Origin of the sequence: Polaribacter sp. Hel1_33_96 (assembly GCF_002846595.1) — a bacterium.
Taxonomy (GTDB): domain Bacteria; phylum Bacteroidota; class Bacteroidia; order Flavobacteriales; family Flavobacteriaceae; genus Polaribacter.
Map to the genome: position 1 here is coordinate 1439543 of NZ_PJMV01000001.1, position 18485 is coordinate 1458027.

The window sequence follows — 18485 nt, forward strand, 5'->3', positions numbered from 1 at the left end:
TCTAATTTTTATCGGTTTTTTGCTCGTCTTTAACTTTAATATCTGTTCCAAGTCTTTGAATGTAAGCTATGATAGCAACGATTTCTCTATTCTTCATTTCAACAAACTCTTCTCCATTTTCCTTTGCATACTTTTTATCATCTGCATAATTCTTAGCAAAATCTGGATCTTGATGTAAATTATCTTCAATTTCTTTTCCTTGTAAATCCATTGCAACTTGTGCATTTGCTATTTCTTCTTCTGAATAAGGAACTCCTAAAGCAACCATAGCTTTCATTTTACCTTCTGTATCAGATTTATCAAGGACATTCCTAATCATCCATTTGTAAGATGGCATAATTGACCCTGGAGATGTACTTTGTGGATCGTACATATGGTTTAAATGCCAACTATCAGAATATTTTGCACCAATTCTGTGTAAATCTGGTCCGGTACGTTTACTCCCCCATAAAAATGGATGGTCATACACGAACTCACCAGCTTTAGAATATTCACCATAACGCTCTACTTCACTTCTAAAAGGCCTTATCATCTGAGAGTGACAGCCAACGCAACCTTCCCTTATGTATAAATCTCTTCCTTCTAACTCTAAAGGAGTGTATGGTTTTACGCTACTAATTGTTGGTATATTAGACTTCACTAATAATGTTGGTATAATTTGAACAACACCTCCAATTAGGATTGCAACTGTTGCAAAAATTGTTAATTTAATAGGCTTTCTTTCTAACCAAGTATGCCAACCTTCACCTTTTGTTCTATATTTAGAAACCTTGGCTAAAGCCGCTGCTTCTGCTAGCTCATCTTCTACTCCACTGCCTGACTTTACAGTTTGTACAACATTGTATAACATTACAATTGCACCTATTATAAACATAGTTCCTCCTATTGCCCGCATCCAATACATCGGAATAATCTCATTAACTGTTTCTAAGAAGTTTCCATACGTAAGAGATCCATCAGGATTAAACTGTTTCCACATAGAAGCTTGCACGAAACCAGCAACATACATTGGTAAAGTGTATAATATAATTCCTAAAGTTCCTATCCAAAAATGGAAGTTTGCTAATGCCACTGAATATAATTTTGATTTAAACATTCTTGGTATTAGCCAATACAGCATTCCAAAAGTGAAGAATCCATTCCATGCTAGTGCGCCAACGTGAACGTGTGCAATAATCCAATCAGAAAAGTGTGCTATTGCATTTACATTTTTAAGCGATAACATTGGGCCTTCAAAAGTTGCCATACCATAACCTGTAATTGCAACCACCATAAATTTTAAAACAGGATCTGTTCTAACTTTGTCCCAAGCACCTCTTAAAGTCAATAAGCCGTTTATCATCCCCCCCCAAGAAGGAGCAATTAACATAACAGAAAATGCAACTCCTAAATTCTGAGCCCAATCTGGTAATGAGGTGTATAATAAATGGTGCGGTCCTGCCCAGATATATATAAAAATTAAAGACCAAAAGTGCACTATTGATAATCGATAAGAATAAACAGGTCTATTTGCAGCTTTTGGAACAAAATAGTACATCAAACCTAAAAATGGTGTTGTTAAAAAAAATGCAACTGCATTATGACCATACCACCATTGCACAAGAGCATCTTGAACGCCAGCATAAACAGAATAACTTTTTAAAAAACTTACTGGTAATGCTAAACTATTAAAAATATGAAGCACAGCTACAGTAACAAATGTTCCTAAATAAAACCAAATAGCAACATATAAATGACGTTGTCTTCGTTGTAAAATTGTCCAAATCATATTTACACCGAATGCAACCCAAACTAACGCTATTAAGATGTCTATTGGCCATTCTAACTCTGCATATTCTTTTGAGCTAGTGTACCCCAAAGGAAGAGTAATTGCGGCTGCAACAATTATTAATTGCCAACCCCAAAAATTAAAATTACTTAAAAAATTACTTGCCATCCTCGCTTTTAACAATCGCTGAAGTGAATAATAAACTCCTGCATAAATTGCATTTCCTACAAAAGCAAAAATTACAGCATTAGTATGTAAAGGTCTTAAACGTCCAAAACTTAGCCAGGATATGCCGTCTGTAAGATTTGGAAATAAAAACATAAAAGCTAATAGTAAACCTATACTAAACCCTACTATTCCCCATAGTAATGTCGCATAAATGAATTTTTTTACGATTTTATTATCGTAATAAAATTGTTGCATCTCCATAATTTAATGTATTAATATTTAGTTAATTTTCTTGTTTTTCTTTACGAGTTCATCATCAAATAGCATGCGAACAGATGGCGTATATGAGTCATCATATTGCCCTCTTTTTACTGAATAAATAAATGCTATAAAAAATATTAATGCCACTAAAATACTTAAGGTAAGTAGTAAATATATTACGCTCATATCTTGCCTGATAATTTAATATTTCAAAAATAGTTTTGATACAATTCTTAATATATGACTTTTATCATATTTGAGTTTTTAACAAAAAAAAAATTCAAGAAGATTAATAATATTGTTGTTTATTTTGGTAAAAAAAAGTTATTTTTTCAAAAAAGTTTCTATTAAATTGTTTTAAACACTTTAAATTGTCATTGAAAATAGTTTTGTTGCCGGTTCTTTTTCTTGCAACCTTTTATCAAAAGCCATGCAAATATTTCTTACAAAAGGTCTAGCATGTCCTGGAATTGAGAGAGAGTTTTCTTCAATTTTCACCAAACCATCTTTTTGCAGTTCTTGTAAAAGACCTAAGTGCATTTCAATATTTTTGATTTGAGTTGATTTTTCTTCCCAAGAAGTAGCAAAATGACACATTATATTTAAAATATGCCTTCTTATAATTTGATCTTCCTCAGATAATAGATGTCCTCTATAAACTGGAATTTCTCCTAAATTTACAATTTGTTGGTATTCTTTAACCGTTTTTACATTTTGTGCAAATCCATACCAAGAATCAGAAATTGCTGACATTCCTAAACCAATCATTAATTGAGTTTTGTTGGATGTGTACCCCATAAAATTTCTATGCAATGTTTTGTTGATTGTCGCCTGATATAAACTATCGGTCTTTAACGCAAAATGATCCATACCAATTTCTTCATACTGCAATTCAGAAAATAGTTGTTTTCCAATTTCATATAACTCTCTTTTTTCTTCATTTTTTGGTAAATCGTTTTCATTAAATCCTCTTTGACCTACACCTTTTACCCAAGGCACATGAGCATAACTATAAAAGGAAATTCTATCTGGCTTTAATTCTTTTGTTTTATCGATTGTATAAATAACGTTTTCTTTGGTTTGAAAGGGCAACCCAAAAATTAAATCGTGACTTACTGATGTGTAGCCAATTTCTCTAGCCCATTTTGTAACTCGTTCTACAACTTCAAAAGGTTGAATTCTATGAATTGCTTTCTGAACCTTTTCATTATAATCTTGTACGCCAAAACTGACTCTCGTAAACCCAACATCAAACAAAGTTTGCAACTGTTCTTTAGTTGTATTACTTGGATGTCCTTCAAAACTAAATTCCGATTCTGTATGTTTTATTGCATCTTTAAACACTCCATCAATTAAAACTTTTAAATTCTCTTTAGAAAAAAAAGTAGGTGTCCCTCCTCCTAAATGCAACTCTTTAACAATGGGTACTTCATCAACCAAATCAACATATAATTTCCATTCTTTTAAAACCGTTTTGATATATTCCTCCTCTACTTCATGACGTTTTGTAATATGTTTATGGCAAGCACAAAATGTACACAAACTCTCACAAAAAGGTAAATGAATATAAAGACTAATACCCTCTAATTTGTTGCTTTCATTAAAAGAATCTCTAAATGTTTTAATCCATTTTTTTTTTGTGAATGTTGCTTCGTCCCAAAAAGGAACTGTAGGATAACTAGTATACCTTGGACCTGGAATATTATATTTTTGAATTAGTGATTTTATCATTTTTATATTATTCCGTAAGTTCTAAGGCAATTTCAATCATTTCTTTAAAAGTATGTTCTCTTTCTTCTGAGGTAGTTCTTTCTTTCGTAACCAAACTATCAGAAATTGTTAAAATTGATAATGCATTAACATTATGTTTTGCTGCAACTGTATACAAACCAGATGTTTCCATTTCTACACATAAAACTCCGTAATCTGCCCATTTTTTATAGCTTTCAAAATCATCGGCATAAAACTCATCAGAACTTAAAACACCTCCAGCTTTAATAGGAATATTTTTTTCTTTCGCAACTTCAATCGCTTTTTGAAGTAATTTAAAACTTGCAGTTGGTGCAAAATCTGCTCCACTAAAACGAATGGTATTTAATCCTGAGTTCGTAGAAGTTGCCATAGCCAAAACGATATCTCTAATCTTAACTTCTTTTTGATATGAGCCGGCAGAACCTACTCTAATCAAATTTTTGACTCCATATTCATTAATAAGTTCATGGCAATAAATTAAGGTGGATGGAATCCCCATCCCTGTGCCTTGAATAGATATTTTTTTACCTTTATAAGTTCCTGTAAAACCTAACATTCCTCTTACATCATTGTATTGAAAGCTATCTTCCAGAAAAGTTTCTGCAATCCATTTCGCTCTCATAGGATCTCCTGGTAATAAAACTGTTTCAGCAATTTCTCCTTTTTTGGCTTCTATATGTACGCTCATAATTATTTGATTTTATTTCCTATTAAATTAGTTGAAATTGTTGTGAAGACAACAACACTTATGGAGCTTAAAGGCATTAAAATTGCCGCTACCACCGGTCTTAACTGACTTGTTACCGCAAAGTACAATCCAACAACATTGTAACAAAGTGATAATAAAAAGCAATATTTTATAATTGTCATTGCTTTTTTTGATGCCTTAAAAAAATCTTCAATTTTATCAAATTGTGAAGCATCTAAGATAGCATCACATGCTGGGGAAAAAACATTGATATTTTCTGATAAAGAAATACCTACATTACTTTGTGCAAGAGCTCCCGCATCATTTAAACCATCACCAATCATAGCTACATTTTTATTTTCTTTTTGAAATGCAGCAACTACCTCTAATTTATCATTTGGTTTCTGGTTAAACAACAATTTGGTTTCTTTTGGGAAGTTTTCTTGTAAAAAATCTTTTTCTCCTTCATTATCTCCAGATAGTACAGCTAAATCATATTCATTATTTAAGGATCTAAAAAGTGAATTCACTCCTTTTCTGTATGAATTTTTAAAAGTGAATTTACCGTTATAAATATTATTAAAACTGATATGCACTGAGGTGTCTAAAGACTTAATTTCATAATCATTATTGACAAATGAACTTGAACCTAATTTTAATTTATCTTCTTTATACTTAACTTCAATTCCTTGACCAACAACTTCTTTATAATTAGAGATTGCAATTGTTTCTACTTCAGCAAAAGTCTTATATAAAGCTCTGCTCAAAGGGTGATTAGAAGCTCTTAAAGCACTTTTTAAAATGCTTTTTTCTTGATGATCCAAAGTAGCTCCATTATAAGAAATTGTTTCTTCTTTACTAGTAGTTAGCGTTCCTGTTTTATCAAATATTATAGAATTTATACTTGCCAATTGTTCAATAACAGTTGCATTTTTTAAGTAGAATTTTTTCTTTCCAAAAATGCGTAAAAGATTTCCTAAAGTAAAAGGAGCTGCTAATGCAATTGCGCAAGGACAAGCAATAATTAAAACTGCTGTAAATACATTTAATGCTTTTGAAGCATCATAAAACAGCCAAAATAGAGTTGACAAAAAAGCAATACTTAAAACAAAAATTGTAAAGTTTTTACTGATTTTATCTGTTAATGTTTTAAAAGAAGAAGATTTGTCTAGATTAAAAACATCATTACTCCAGAGTTGTGTTAAATAACTTTGAGAAACTGATGCTAAAGCTTCTATTTCTGAAACTCCTGAAAGTTGTTTACCACCAGCAAATAATTTATCTCCAGATTTTTTAGAAACAGGCACAGCTTCACCTGTAACAAAACTGTAATCTATTTGTGCTTTTCCATTGATAAGAACACTATCAACAGGAATTAATTCTTGATTCCTAATCAATAATCTATCACCTTTTTCAACTTTATAGATTTGTATATTTTCCTCTTTTTGATTTGATATAATTTTGGTTACTGCAATTGGAAAATAGGATTTATAATCACGTTCAAAAGACAAGAAATTATAAGTTTTTTGTTGAAAATATTTTCCTAAAAGGAGAAAGAAAACTAAACCTGTTAAGCTATCAAAAAAGCCAGTTCCTAAATCAAAAATTATTTCAATCGAACTTCTAATAAACAATACAGAAACTCCTAGAGCAATTGGTACATCAATATTTAATATTTTAGAATTTAGACCTTTATAAGCCGAAATAAAATAATCATTTGCAGCATAAAAAACTACTGGCAGTGAAAAGAAAAACATTAACCATCTAAAAATATTTTTATATTTTTCTATCCAAAAACCATCCACTTGAAAATATTCTGGAAATGATAAAAACATAACATTTCCAAAAGCAAAACCTGCAATTCCTAATTTATAAATTAAACTTCTATCTACATCCTTTGTGCCTGTCTCATAATCTTCTAAACTAATATAGGGATCATAACCAATAGCAGTCAATAAAAGGACAATTTCTTTAAGAGATATTGTTTCTGAGTTAAAAGAAATCCTTACAGTTTTCTTCAGAAAATTTACTTGTGAAGAAGAAATTTTTGTATTTAATTTATGTAAATTTTCCAATACCCAAATACAAGAACTACAATGAATGTGAGGAATGTACAACGTTACTATTGCCTTATTTCCGTCAATAAAATCTAATAGTTTTTCCTGTATACTGTTATTTTCAAGAAAGTCATACTTCCCTTCAATTTCAGAAGGAATTGCTCCTGGAGTATCTTGAAAATCGTAATAGCATGTTAAATCATTTTCAAAAAAAATTTCATAAACTGTTTTACAACCATTACAACAGAAAAACTTATAATCTAACTGAATATCAGCATTCTTACAAGAATCTCCACAATGATAACAATGTGTAGTCTTCATATTTACTCTTTTGCCTAAACAAATTTCTGATAAGATTTGAGTTTAAAATATGATTTTTGTCAGTTTTTGAATATATTTGGAACAATAATAAAGACCTTCAGTCAATGAAAAACTGTGAACAATGCATAGTACGTAGACTTAATTCTCTAAAACACCTTTCTAAGGACGAGTTACTGAGGATGGCGGCTTGTAAAACATCTAAAATCATTAAAAAAGGCCAACCTATTTTTGAGGAAGGTGAGCATATTAATGGTGTTTTCTGCATTAAAAAAGGAATTTGTAAAGTCTCCAAAATGAGTGAAAACGGAAAGAATCAAATTGTAAGTTTGGTAAAACGTGGAGATTTAATAGGTGAAAGAAGTTTAGTTTCTGATGAAGTTTCTAATCTAAGTGCCTTTGCCTTAAATATTATGGAAGTGTGTTTTATACCTAAAGATGAAATAATAAAGGATTTAGAAAAAAACCCTGACTTTACTATGGATATTCTAAAAACTATGGCTAATTCTTTAAAAAAATCTGAAAATTCAGTTGTAAACATGGCACAAAAAAATGTGAAACAACGATTAGCTGAAACACTTTTAAACTTGCATTCAGAATTTAAGACAAACCAAGAGAATGCTATAAACATTCATCTTTCCAGAGAAGATATTGCAAATATTATTGGCACGGCAACTGAATCTGCAATTCGATTATTGTCAGATTTAAAAAAAAGAGAAATTATTGCATTTAAAGGAAAAGATATTATTATCGTTAATAAAATTAAACTGGAAAAAATAGCTCAAGGTTTTTCCGATTATTAATTTTAAATCTTCATTTTTTATAATTTTAAGTTTTAAACTTCTTAAAATTTATTACTCCCCATAAAGCGTTGTTTTTTAGATTTTTAATTATTTTATACAAAATTATATAAACTACTTAGAAATCTATTTTTTTATCATCAATTTTAATTTATTTCTTTTTTGTATTGCTCTTATCATTTATAATTTTTTAAAAGTTTTACTTACATTATCTTTGTAGAATACACACATAAATTATGAAGAAGCTAATTATTTTTTTATTGGTAATAATTTTATTTATTATTGGTTTTGGAAAATACAATCAATACAAAAGGTATCATTCCCCTGAAGTAAATTATAAAACTGACAAAAAGCTAGATCTAGAATATTATAACCAAGATCTAGTGCTAAATTATTATGAAGCTGTTGAAGAATTAGATAGCTATATTATGTTAGAATGGTCTGCAAAGGATATCGATGTAAGAGCTCCAGAAAATGATGATATCCAAACAAAAACGGCCGTTAAGAACTATTCAAAAAAATTAGCAAAAGTAAATTACTATGAAGCTAGGCTTGTAAACTCGTTTAAACATAAAGAAAAAGGTCTTTCGAATAAAGAAATAAAATTCTTGGAAGAAAATGGAATTGATATAGAAACGTATAGAAATAGAGAAAAATTTTCAAAAATTCAAAGTTTATTCGACCCAAACATAAATTTGTACAAAGGTGAAAAAAATGCAATAATTTTTGAAGTACAAAAAAGATTGGTAACACTTGGTTATAATATTACTATTGATGGTGTGTACAGAATAGAAACTTTAAAGGCTATTAAAACTTTTGAAGAAAAAAATAATCTTTTAGCGGATGGTTATATCGATGCTTTATCTTTAGAATTGCTGTTTAAATAGATTCAATAATTTATATCTTTATTAAATCCAATGTTTTTCTGCGTTGGATTTTTTTTGTTTCAGTCTCTAAAAACTTCTCTACAAAATAAATTTCTTTTGGAATCTCAAACTTTAAAAGTTCAGATTCATTAAAATTGAGGTTTTTTCGATTTCCTTCAATAATCAAAATTAATTTTTCGCCTAGGGTTTCATCAAGTTTTCCTGCAACAAAAAATCGATTACTAATAATTTTTGAAAGCGCCTTCTCTATTTTTTCGGGATGTAATTTAATTCCTCCTGAATTAATTACATTATCAAAACGACCTAACCACTCAAATTGTGTGTCTGAAACAATTTGTACTACATCATTTGTGAAAACAATTTCATCAGCAACTTTTAATGCTTTAATAACTAAACAATTTCTAGCATCTACATAAATTTGAACATCTGGTAATAATTCATAGAAATTAGGAATTACATTAATCCTATTTAACTTTTTTACTGCAATATGAGTTATGGTTTCTGTCATACCATAAGTAGCATAAATAACCGTTTCAACATTCTTTAATTTACGCTCTAATACTTTTGATACGACTCCTCCTCCTACAATCAATTTTTTTATCAAATTAATTTTAGACAAAGAATTTTCAAGTTGTAAAGGAACCATGGCAGAAAAATCATATTGCCTACTAACTTTTTCTAAAGGGTTAGAAGTTGATTCAATAACATCCAATTCCCAACCTAAAGTAATCGCTCTAATCAACATTAATTTACCAGCAATGTATTTTACTGACAAACACAATAAAGCTGTTGTATTCTCTTGTAAACCGAAATAGTTCCCTGTAGCTTTTGCAGAATTCAGAATATGCTCCTTTTTCAACAAAATTGATTTAGGAATTCCTGTAGAACCTGAAGTTTGAACGGTTATACTTTTATCAGCAGAGAACCAACTTTGTAAGAATTCGTGTATTTCATCTGACAAACCTATTGTATAATCGAAAATTTCATCCACAGAAGAAAAAGAGACTCCATTTAATTTAAAACTTTTATGAAATTTATTTTGCTCCAATTTCATCTAATCAGCTATAATTTCTTCAAAATTTACTGGTTTAACAATTTTACCAGTTAGTTTTTCTAACCAGTTTTTCCATCCATATTTTTTAGCAAACAACAATAATATTAAGGGATACAAAACAAAAACAGGTAAAAACATTTCCCAAGTTAAAGAGGGTTCTGAGGTATCTATAAAAAGCGCGTCAGTTTGAAAAACCGTCCAATCGGTAGTTATTAAAAAAGCTGCAAACATATTATTTGAGGCGTGCAGGCCTAGCGCTAATTCTGTGCCTTCATCCATTAAAGTTGTAATTCCATAGAAAAAACCAGTACCAATATAAAAAACCATCGTTATACTACCTAACTTTTGGACTTCTGGATTTGCACCATGTAATAAGCCAAAACAAACTGATGTGATGATTAGCGGAGCCCACTTGTTTTTTGCTAAAACTCCAATTCCTTGCATAAAATAACCCCTAAACAGCAACTCTTCAAGACTCGTTTGCAAAGGAATAAATATAATTGAAATTGCCACTAAAATGAAAAAGGGTTTTGCATTAAAATTATAAGTATAATTTTCTGGAGCTAATAAAACACCTATAATTGAAAGCAAAACGACTATAGTTCCCCAGCTTAAAAAACCAAACCAAAAACGCTTCCAATCAATATTTTTTCGACTGGTAACAATAGATGTTACAGTTCTTTTATGAATATATTTAATCGCAATAATTAAAAAAAACAGGCCTATAGCAAACATAATAAGCATTAAAAACAAAAATAAATTTTTGTTCATACCTAAAGTCATAAAATTATCTGCAGCAGCATTTAAAAACTCTGTGATATTTTCTGAATATACTGCAGCCGAAATTATTAAAGGAACTACTCCAATAATTTGCCATCCAACAAAAACTAAAATAATAGTTAAAACCCAATGATACCATTCATTCTTTCCTGTAAAACCTTGTTGTATATAATTCATTTTATTCTATAATTCAAAAATTTATTGAAAACTACGTTATATTAAAGTCCCAATTTATACTTGGGTTGTATTGTATCGTTCCATTTTTTACTTTTAATGGACTTATAAAATTATTGGTAAACAAACTACCTGTTCCTAAACCTTGAGGTAAAGTGCTTTGCAATGTATACGTAAATTGTGCAATTGCACTTAAGCCTATATTGCTTTCTAAAGCAGAAGTAATCCACCAATCACATTTATTTTGCTCTGCAAGTCTAATCCATTCTTTACTACCAGCAAAACCACCAATTAAACTTGGCTTTAAAATAATATATTGTGGTTTTATCGTCTCTAATAATATATTTTTCTCTTTCTTAAAAAATACACCAATTAACTCCTCATCTAGTGCAATTGGCAAAGGTGTTTTAGAACATAATTCTGCCATTTCTTGAACCTGACCTTGTTTAATTGGCTGTTCGATAGAGTGTATTTCTAACTCCGATAATCTATTTAATTTCTCTAACGCATTTTTTGAGTTAAAAGCACCATTAGCATCAACCCTTAATTCAATCTCATTGGATGAAAATTCCTTCCGGATAGATTTTAGGAGCTCCAGTTCCGCCTTAAAATCGATAGCACCAATTTTCATTTTAATACAAGAAAAACCAGTTTCTAATTTTTCCTTAATTTGATTTTTCATAAACTTCTTCTCTCCCATCCAAACTAAACCATTAATAGGAATTGATTTTTTTCCTTTGGTAAATTGGGATGGAAACAACTCAAATGAAGTTTCAGACTTCAGGGATAAAAAAGCTTGTTCTAATCCAAATTGAATTGATGGAAACGCCCATAGTTCTTTTAGTAAAAAATCTAAACCAAGATTAATATTTTGACAAGCCCAACTCAATTTTTCCTCATAATTCGAAAAATCATCTATGCTTAAACCCCTAAACAAACCTGTTTCTCCAATACCTTTTTTACCTTTTTTATCTAAAATGATAAACCAGGTTTCTTTAGTTCTTAAAACTCCACGTGAAGTACCACTTGGATTTTTAAAATTGAGAATATATTTTTTGTAATTAGCTTTTATCAAAATTAAAGATTGGTTTTTTCCGCGAATGTTTTAAAACTATTCAAATAAGTTTGATCTTGTTTTTTGAAGGTTCCTTTAAAATATGGAAACATGCACGCCATTAAATAAGATTCACTTCGACAACTAGAGTTTAGAGTAATATATGTGAACCCACCTTTTTTTGTAAAAATATAATCGTCCCTTTTCAACATATTTTCAGCATCAAAAAATAACGTTACTTTTTCATTTGGGACGTAAGCAATTATTTTTTGTGTCATGGTAATTTCTTGCCCTTGATTGTCTACCACCATTTTATAAAGACTTCCGGTTTTACCCACGTTCTCTTTAATAACAGTAAAAGATTTTATTTCCGGAATCCAATTTTTAATATTTTCTGAGTTATTAAATATTTGAAAAACTTCTTCAATAGATTTATTTACAGCAACTTGAGTTGTGTAAGTTGTTTCTTTTATGAACAGACCTGTCGCAAGAAAAACAACAATTACCGCTGTAATTATACCTAAAATTATTTTTATTGTTTTCATAATTATGGATTAAAAAATTTGGCCAATTCCAAAAAGAACAGCAAATAAAAATGTACTTAATGCTACTTTTTTAAGTTCACTATCTAATTTCGCAGGAACTTTATTCTGCGCCACTGTCTTAATATTTTTAATTAAAGGAACAAAAGAAACCAAAAAAATTAGTTGATACAACGATTTAAAATCTAAAAAGACATACAGTAAAGATGATGCTAAAGCTCCTATTATTAAAAAGTAATGATATTTTTTTGCCTTGTCACTTCCAAATTTAACAACTAACGTATTTTTGTTATTCTTTTTATCTTCTTCTCTATCTCTTAAGTTGTTTAAATTTAACACCGCAGTACTTAACATTCCTATTGAAATTCCAGGCAAAAATATGGCTATATTAATATGTTTTGTGAATAGAAAATAGCTTCCTACAACACTTAATAATCCAAAAAATAGAAACACAAAGACATCTCCAAAACCACTGTAACCATAAGCTGAATTACCAACTGTATACTTTATAGCTGCTGTAATTGATATAATTCCTAAGCCGAAAAACAAAATGGAATATCCGAAATTTTCTTTTCCTAAAGCTACATAAATAAGTAATAATGCAATTATTAAAGTAATAATTGTAGTCAGTATCATCGCAGTTTTCATTTGCATTGGTGTAATTGCTCCTGATGCCACCATTCTTGCTTCTCCAGTTCTATTTTTATCCGAACCTTTTATTCCATCTCCATAATCGTTGGCAAAATTTGATAATATTTGAAACCCCATTGTTGTTAAAATGGCCAACCAGAAAGTGCTAGATAATAAGACAGAAGGTGCATCATTTAATACTGAATGATTATAACGTAATTGATTGCCAAGAATACTTCCAACAATAATACCAGAAACAGATAAAGGCAAAGTTCTTAAACGTGCTGCTTTTATAAAACTTTTTACATCCATAAACTTTTGCTTGTTTCAACTTTAAATAAAGTATGATTATAAATTTGTATTGCATCGTTAAAATGAATACAAGGAATCTTAATTTTCCCTGAAGCAGTCTGTAGAATAAGATCTGCAACATTACTTCTTTCTTGAAAAATATTTTGTTTCATCTTAATATTCTGAACCTTAAAAATTTCTAAATAAGTTAAATGAGTTTCTAATAGACCACTTCCCACGAGGAGCATTGATTCCGAAATTTTATAATAACGCTTTTCCACTTTTTTAAGTATCAAAAATATAATTAGAGGTGCGATCACAACTACAGAATACAAAACTTCTAAAGAATCAACAACATAGACTAAAACTGTATATAAAGTGATTGTAAAAAATGAAAGTATAAAAAACAATCGTTTTTTATAATAGTTATCTGTTCGTTTCTTTTCAGAATTTTCAAGCTGAGCTGTGTTAAATAAGCTTGATTTAACAGTTTCTACTTGATTTCGTTTGCAACCCACAATTCTAATGAGTTTATTTTTTTTAACATTTATTTTACCACTAACAGCTTGTTTGAAAGTAATAAACGAAATGCCAAAAAGTCTTTTAATAGGATTTGTAGAAATGGTAATACTTTGTACTTTCTGTTTTTTTAAAACTATAGATTTCTTTGTTAATAAACCCTGATTAATTTCGAAAGCATCCTTTTTTAGATATGCAACTAAATTAAAATGAATAAGAAATACTCGAACAAAAGAACTTATTAATGCACTTATAGTTAAAATAATTATACAAATTATAATAATTAAAATACTGCTAGAAATAGCATTTGTATTTTTATCTATAAATCCGTCCAATAAATCTCTATTACCTAAACTATCAAAAATTTGCTGAATTTGTTGAAAAAAACCTAAAACAATCGCTAAAAATAAAAATAAACTTTGCAAGTGATTTTGAGTTAAACTCACTTTTAAAAGCGCTAAAAAACTGACATGAATTAAAGGTTTTGATTCTTTTGTATAATCTATCTCTTCATTTTTTTTAGAAACTTTTGTTATGATTTCTTTCAATGCAGTTGCCTTTTCCAGAGATACTGCTCTGATTGCAATCTCTGTCTTACTAGAACCTGCTGTTTCTAAACTTACTTCAAAAACATCAATAACTTGCTGAATAATATTCTGTTTAAAATTTACATTCTGTATTCTTTCTAAAGGAATAGATGTATTGGTTTTTTTTAGAATTCCTTGCTTCAATATAAAATGTTCTTCTGCAATTTTAAATTGAAAGTTTTTAAAAACCAAATAAGCTCTTATTAAAAGAAAAACTAAGATGAGTATTACACCAGCATACATATAATTTAATCTACCATCAGAAATTTCTGAAAAATCTTTTAAAATAAGAAATAAGAGAATCCAAGTTACCTTTATACATTTTATAATTGAATTAATGTAAATAACAAAAATTCCTTTAGGAGATTGTTTTGAAAAGCTAGAAAAATCAAAGGAATTATTCATCAATTTTTGTAATAATGAATTCTTTAAGCTGAATTGCAACCTCTTTTTTTAGTCCTTTAACAACTAAATCATCACTACTATCTCCAGCAGTGTAAACACTTAAAGATGCTAATCCAAAGAGGCGTGAAATAGGTTTTTCATCAATTTCTACATGTTGTATTCTTGAAAAAGGTACTGTTGTTATTTTCTTAATTAACAATCCTGATTTATAAGAAATATCTCTTTCTCTTAATGCATATTTTTTCATTGGAAAACCTAGCTTTAAATACAAAAAAATAAATCCGAAAATAATTATAAAAAATGTATACAAAAGAATTATGTATGCTTTCAACTCCTCCAAAAACAAAAATTGATGCAGTAAAACTAAACCTATAAAAAGTGATATAAAAAATAGAAAATAAACAACAAGGATTACCTTAAAATATTTTCTATCGATCTTTTTAAACTCAATTTTAGTAATGTCAGGTAATTCTAAAACTATATTGTTAAAAAAAACTGCCATTGTATTTACAATTTATTAGCTTCAGCTATTAACTCTGCAATATCTTTTACTAAAACTTCAGCTTCCTTTTCTTTAAATTTAATTCCGTCGGTCATCATTGTATTGCAGTATGGACAGCCGGTTACAATAATGTTTGGTTTGGTTTTTAGAGCATCTTCTGTTCTTAAAACATTAATTTCTTTGTCACCTTTCTCCGCGTCTTTAAACATTTGAGCACCTCCTGCACCGCAGCATAAAGCTGTCGCTTTATTCCGTTTCATTTCTGTAAGATTCACACCCAACCTTTTTATTAAATCTCTTGGAGACTCATATACCTCATTGGCTCTTCCTAAATAACAAGGATCATGAAAAGTCACTCTTTTTCCCTTGAGAGTATCGTCATCAATTTTTATACGACCTTCAGAAATTAAATTTTGTATAAACTGCGTATGATGAAAAACTTCATACTTACCTCCTAAACTTGGATATTCGTTTTTTAAGGTATTAAATGAGTGAGGATCGCAAGTAACAATTTTCTTAACTTCATACCCATTTAAAACTTCAATATTCATCATTGCTTGCATCTGAAACAAAAATTCGTTTCCTGCTCTTTTTGCCGCATCACCTGTGGATGATTCTTCAGTTCCTAAAACTGCAAAATCTACATTTGCTTGATGCAATATCTTTACGAATGCTCTCGATATTTTTTTTGCTCTATCATCATAACTTCCAGCTGCGCCAACCCAAAACAACACTTCTGGTTGTTTACCTTTCCCCATCATGTCTGCCATTGTTGGTACGTTCATAATTTTGATGTTTAAATTGTTTATATGTTGATGTTATACTTCTTTTGACTCTAATTTATCTTATTTTTAAATCAGTTACTGCATGATAAATACTACTTTAAAAGCTGCAATATAAACTACTACTCTTCATTCGCCCAATTCAATCTATCTTGCTGATTGTATGGCCATGGAGCACCATTATTTTCGATGTTGGTCATCATCATATTTAATTCTTGGGGTGCGGCACTTTCTTCCATCACTAAATACCTTCTCATATCCATGATTATGGATAATGGATCTATATTTACCGGACATTCTTCTACACAAGCATTGCAACTTGTACATGCCCATAATTCCTCTGGTGAAATATAATCGTTTAATAATTGCTTTCCATCATCAACATAAGTCCCTTTATTTGCATCGATATTTCTACCAACTTCTTCCAATCTATCCCGTGTATCCATCATGATTTTTCTTGGAGAAAGCTCTTTACCCGTTAAGTTTGCAGGACAAGCTGATGTGCACCTTCCACACTCTGTACACGTATATGCATTTAATAATTGAACCCAATTTAAATCAGCAACGTCACTTGCACCAAATTTTTCGGGCACAGTTTCTTCTGTTCCTTCTTCTGGCATTGCATAAGGATCTGCATCTGGATCCATCATTAATTTTACCTCATTGGTAACAGATTCTAAATTTGTGAATTGTCCTTTTGGATTTAAGTTTGCAAAAAATGTGTTTGGGAATGCTAACAAAATGTGCAAATGTTTTGAATAAAATAAGTAGTTTAAGAAAACTAGAATGCCTAAAATGTGAATCCACCAAGAAGTTCTTTCTATTGCATGCAATGTTTCCGGAGAAAACCCATCAAATAATGGGACAATAAATTGACTTATAACATTTCCCACTCCTGCCTCTTGAAATGGAGTGTCAGTAGTATTCATCACTAAAAAAAGTGTCATTAAAACCATTTCGAAATATAAAATTATATTTCCATCTATTTTAGGCCAACCTTTCATTTCTTTGCTCAAAAATCTTTTAATGTTTGCGAGATTTCTACGCAACCAAAAAATTACAACAGCTACAAAAACTAAAGCTGCTAATATCTCAAAAAAACTTATTAAAAACCCATAAAATCCATCACCTAAAATATCTTTAAAAATCCTATGCGTTCCAAATAAACCATCAATAATAATTTCTAAAACTTCAATATTAATGATGACAAAGCCAACATACACTATAATATGGAGAAATCCAGAAACTGGTCTTTTCACCATCTTAGATTGCCCAAGAGCAATCCTCATCATGTTTTTTAAACGTTCTGACTTATTATTTGTCCTATCTATATCTTTTCCTAGCTTTATATTTCTAAAAATTTTACGAATATTCATCACAAAAAAACTGATACCAGCAGTTAATGCGATTGCAAAGAGAATGTTTGGTAAATATGGCATAATGTTTTAAATATATTTTTTGAAACGAATCTTATTGATTGGTTTTGTTATTTTTATTATTCTCTTCGTTAAAAGATTTTGCTCTTTTACCAAATAAAGAAAAATGCACAAACCTCTTTGGATTCAGCTTTATTTCTCTTAGCAAATATTCCAATTCTTTAGAAACATTTGTTAGGTTGTTGTACATAGCATCATCATTAATCAGTTTACCCAAAGTACCTTTTCCTTCATCCATACCTTTTAATAAAGAATTTACAGATGTCAGTGAAATTTCTGCTTTCCTTATAATTTCTCCAATATTTGAGTTCGCTAAAGTATCTGTTACTTTTAATAAATTTTCAGTTATATTTTTTGTGTTAACCAAAGTTTCTTTAAAACTAACAGAAGATGAATCTATCATTGAATTTACAGAACTGAGTGTTTTTCTAATATCAACAATTGTAAACTCTAAACCCTTTACAGATCTTTTAATGCTTTCTGATGTTCTCTTATCTAAAACACTATTAATTCTTTTAAAAAGTGTGTCTGCACTTACAATTACATTTTCTAATTTTGCTTGAATAGGATCTAATTTTTCTCCAATAGAAGTAAATAAACTTGATTCTATTTCTCCCTTTAAAAAATCACCAGAAACTGCTGGTTCACCGGTAAAATTAGGAATAATAGCTAAATTAGAACCGGATAATGGATTAGGAGAATAAATTTTTACGACACTATTTTGAGAAAACTCAAAATCATTTTCTAACGAAAACCGAACAACTAAATGACCTCTTTTTTCTATCTTGTCGTTAAAATCTATATCTTCAACTTTACCTACTTTTAATCCATTTATAGTAACTAAACTAGCCTCTGTTAAACCACCAACATTCGTATATTCTACATTATAGAACCTCTTATTTGGTTTGAAAAAATCTTGTCCTTTAAGAAAATTAAATCCCCATATAAAACCAACAATAATAATAATTAGAACAATTCCTGTTTTTAATTCTTTAGACATTTAGAGAGATTTTACAACAAAATTACTAAT

17 protein-coding genes are annotated in these 18485 nt (G+C 29.5%); 2 read left to right on the plus strand and 15 right to left on the minus strand.

The window, feature by feature from the left end:
• Position 1: 1 nt before the first annotated feature.
• The 5 genes from ccoN to ATE90_RS06435 form a co-directional block, all read right to left on the minus strand.
• Positions 2 to 2197: a cytochrome-c oxidase, cbb3-type subunit I gene (gene ccoN / locus ATE90_RS06415; RefSeq protein ID WP_036786139.1), complete on the minus strand. Its 2196-nt coding sequence runs from the start codon at positions 2195 to 2197 to the stop codon at positions 2 to 4.
• Positions 2198 to 2215: 18 nt separating this feature from the next.
• Positions 2216 to 2383: a cbb3-type cytochrome oxidase assembly protein CcoS gene (gene ccoS / locus ATE90_RS06420; RefSeq protein ID WP_081958162.1), complete on the minus strand. Its 168-nt coding sequence runs from the start codon at positions 2381 to 2383 to the stop codon at positions 2216 to 2218.
• A 180-nt stretch (positions 2384 to 2563) separates the two neighbouring features.
• Entirely contained in the window at positions 2564 to 3928 is a 1365-nt protein-coding gene (hemN, locus tag ATE90_RS06425; RefSeq protein ID WP_180335181.1) for an oxygen-independent coproporphyrinogen III oxidase, read from the minus strand.
• A 7-nt stretch (positions 3929 to 3935) separates the two neighbouring features.
• The gene (gene deoD / locus ATE90_RS06430; RefSeq protein ID WP_091953912.1) at positions 3936 to 4637 is read right to left on the minus strand and encodes a purine-nucleoside phosphorylase; all 702 of its coding nucleotides are present in this window, start codon (positions 4635 to 4637) and stop codon (positions 3936 to 3938) included.
• A 2-nt stretch (positions 4638 to 4639) separates the two neighbouring features.
• Positions 4640 to 7015 carry a heavy metal translocating P-type ATPase gene (locus tag ATE90_RS06435; RefSeq protein WP_036786136.1) on the minus strand — a complete coding sequence of 792 codons (2376 nt, stop codon included), beginning with the start codon at positions 7013 to 7015 and terminating at the stop codon, positions 4640 to 4642.
• A 104-nt stretch (positions 7016 to 7119) separates the two neighbouring features.
• Here ATE90_RS06435 and ATE90_RS06440 point away from each other — a divergent pair, with 104 nt between their 5' ends.
• Entirely contained in the window at positions 7120 to 7815 is a 696-nt protein-coding gene (locus ATE90_RS06440; protein WP_036786134.1) for a Crp/Fnr family transcriptional regulator, read from the plus strand.
• A 233-nt stretch (positions 7816 to 8048) separates the two neighbouring features.
• Positions 8049 to 8699: a peptidoglycan-binding domain-containing protein gene (locus ATE90_RS06445; RefSeq protein WP_036786131.1), complete on the plus strand. Its 651-nt coding sequence runs from the start codon at positions 8049 to 8051 to the stop codon at positions 8697 to 8699.
• A 10-nt stretch (positions 8700 to 8709) separates the two neighbouring features.
• On the opposite strand, the gene ATE90_RS06450 is transcribed toward ATE90_RS06445, so the two are convergent.
• The 10 genes from ATE90_RS06450 to ATE90_RS06495 form a co-directional block, all read right to left on the minus strand.
• A complete protein-coding gene (locus ATE90_RS06450; RefSeq protein WP_036786128.1) occupies positions 8710 to 9753 on the minus strand; it encodes an AMP-binding protein in 1044 nt (347 codons plus the stop codon).
• Entirely contained in the window at positions 9754 to 10710 is a 957-nt protein-coding gene (locus tag ATE90_RS06455; RefSeq protein WP_036786124.1) for a CPBP family intramembrane glutamic endopeptidase, read from the minus strand.
• Positions 10711 to 10741: 31 nt separating this feature from the next.
• Positions 10742 to 11782, minus strand: coding sequence for an o-succinylbenzoate synthase (locus ATE90_RS06460; protein WP_036786121.1), 1041 nt, complete (start codon positions 11780 to 11782; stop codon positions 10742 to 10744).
• Between the two features lie 2 nt (positions 11783 to 11784).
• On the minus strand, positions 11785 to 12306 hold the full coding sequence (locus tag ATE90_RS06465) for an SRPBCC family protein (protein WP_036786120.1): 522 nt from the start codon (positions 12304 to 12306) through the stop codon (positions 11785 to 11787).
• 9 nt (positions 12307 to 12315) lie between these two features.
• The gene (gene menA, locus ATE90_RS06470; protein WP_036786107.1) at positions 12316 to 13245 is read right to left on the minus strand and encodes a 1,4-dihydroxy-2-naphthoate octaprenyltransferase; all 930 of its coding nucleotides are present in this window, start codon (positions 13243 to 13245) and stop codon (positions 12316 to 12318) included.
• Positions 13236 to 14735: a PH domain-containing protein gene (locus tag ATE90_RS06475; protein ID WP_036786104.1), complete on the minus strand. Its 1500-nt coding sequence runs from the start codon at positions 14733 to 14735 to the stop codon at positions 13236 to 13238. Before ATE90_RS06475 ends, menA begins: the two co-directional genes overlap by 10 nt.
• Positions 14728 to 15237, minus strand: coding sequence for a PH domain-containing protein (locus tag ATE90_RS06480; RefSeq protein WP_101451084.1), 510 nt, complete (start codon positions 15235 to 15237; stop codon positions 14728 to 14730). The genes ATE90_RS06475 and ATE90_RS06480 overlap by 8 nt, the downstream gene beginning before the upstream one ends.
• 5 nt (positions 15238 to 15242) lie before the next feature.
• The gene (locus tag ATE90_RS06485) at positions 15243 to 16022 is read right to left on the minus strand and encodes a (Fe-S)-binding protein (RefSeq protein WP_036786098.1); all 780 of its coding nucleotides are present in this window, start codon (positions 16020 to 16022) and stop codon (positions 15243 to 15245) included.
• A 119-nt stretch (positions 16023 to 16141) separates the two neighbouring features.
• Positions 16142 to 17458: a (Fe-S)-binding protein gene (locus ATE90_RS06490; protein ID WP_036786095.1), complete on the minus strand. Its 1317-nt coding sequence runs from the start codon at positions 17456 to 17458 to the stop codon at positions 16142 to 16144.
• Positions 17459 to 17489: 31 nt separating this feature from the next.
• Positions 17490 to 18455: an MlaD family protein gene (locus ATE90_RS06495; protein ID WP_036786092.1), complete on the minus strand. Its 966-nt coding sequence runs from the start codon at positions 18453 to 18455 to the stop codon at positions 17490 to 17492.
• Between the last annotated feature and the right edge of the window lie 30 nt (positions 18456 to 18485).

Coding starts and splice junctions, on each gene's coding strand:
- deoD (WP_091953912.1), bottom strand. CDS start 4,637: ATGAGCGTACATATAGAAGCCAAAAAAGGAGAAATTGCTGAAACAGTT.
- ATE90_RS06445 (WP_036786131.1), top strand. CDS start 8,049: ATGAAGAAGCTAATTATTTTTTTATTGGTAATAATTTTATTTATTATT.
- ccoS (WP_081958162.1), bottom strand. CDS start 2,383: ATGAGCGTAATATATTTACTACTTACCTTAAGTATTTTAGTGGCATTA.
- ATE90_RS06455 (WP_036786124.1), bottom strand. CDS start 10,710: ATGAATTATATACAACAAGGTTTTACAGGAAAGAATGAATGGTATCAT.
- ATE90_RS06465 (WP_036786120.1), bottom strand. CDS start 12,306: ATGAAAACAATAAAAATAATTTTAGGTATAATTACAGCGGTAATTGTT.
- ATE90_RS06475 (WP_036786104.1), bottom strand. CDS start 14,735: ATGAATAATTCCTTTGATTTTTCTAGCTTTTCAAAACAATCTCCTAAA.
- ATE90_RS06440 (WP_036786134.1), top strand. CDS start 7,120: ATGAAAAACTGTGAACAATGCATAGTACGTAGACTTAATTCTCTAAAA.
- ATE90_RS06435 (WP_036786136.1), bottom strand. CDS start 7,015: ATGAAGACTACACATTGTTATCATTGTGGAGATTCTTGTAAGAATGCT.
- hemN (WP_180335181.1), bottom strand. CDS start 3,928: ATGATAAAATCACTAATTCAAAAATATAATATTCCAGGTCCAAGGTAT.
- ATE90_RS06450 (WP_036786128.1), bottom strand. CDS start 9,753: ATGAAATTGGAGCAAAATAAATTTCATAAAAGTTTTAAATTAAATGGA.
- ATE90_RS06495 (WP_036786092.1), bottom strand. CDS start 18,455: ATGTCTAAAGAATTAAAAACAGGAATTGTTCTAATTATTATTATTGTT.
- ATE90_RS06490 (WP_036786095.1), bottom strand. CDS start 17,458: ATGCCATATTTACCAAACATTCTCTTTGCAATCGCATTAACTGCTGGT.
- menA (WP_036786107.1), bottom strand. CDS start 13,245: ATGGATGTAAAAAGTTTTATAAAAGCAGCACGTTTAAGAACTTTGCCT.
- ATE90_RS06485 (WP_036786098.1), bottom strand. CDS start 16,022: ATGAACGTACCAACAATGGCAGACATGATGGGGAAAGGTAAACAACCA.
- ATE90_RS06480 (WP_101451084.1), bottom strand. CDS start 15,237: ATGGCAGTTTTTTTTAACAATATAGTTTTAGAATTACCTGACATTACT.
- ccoN (WP_036786139.1), bottom strand. CDS start 2,197: ATGGAGATGCAACAATTTTATTACGATAATAAAATCGTAAAAAAATTC.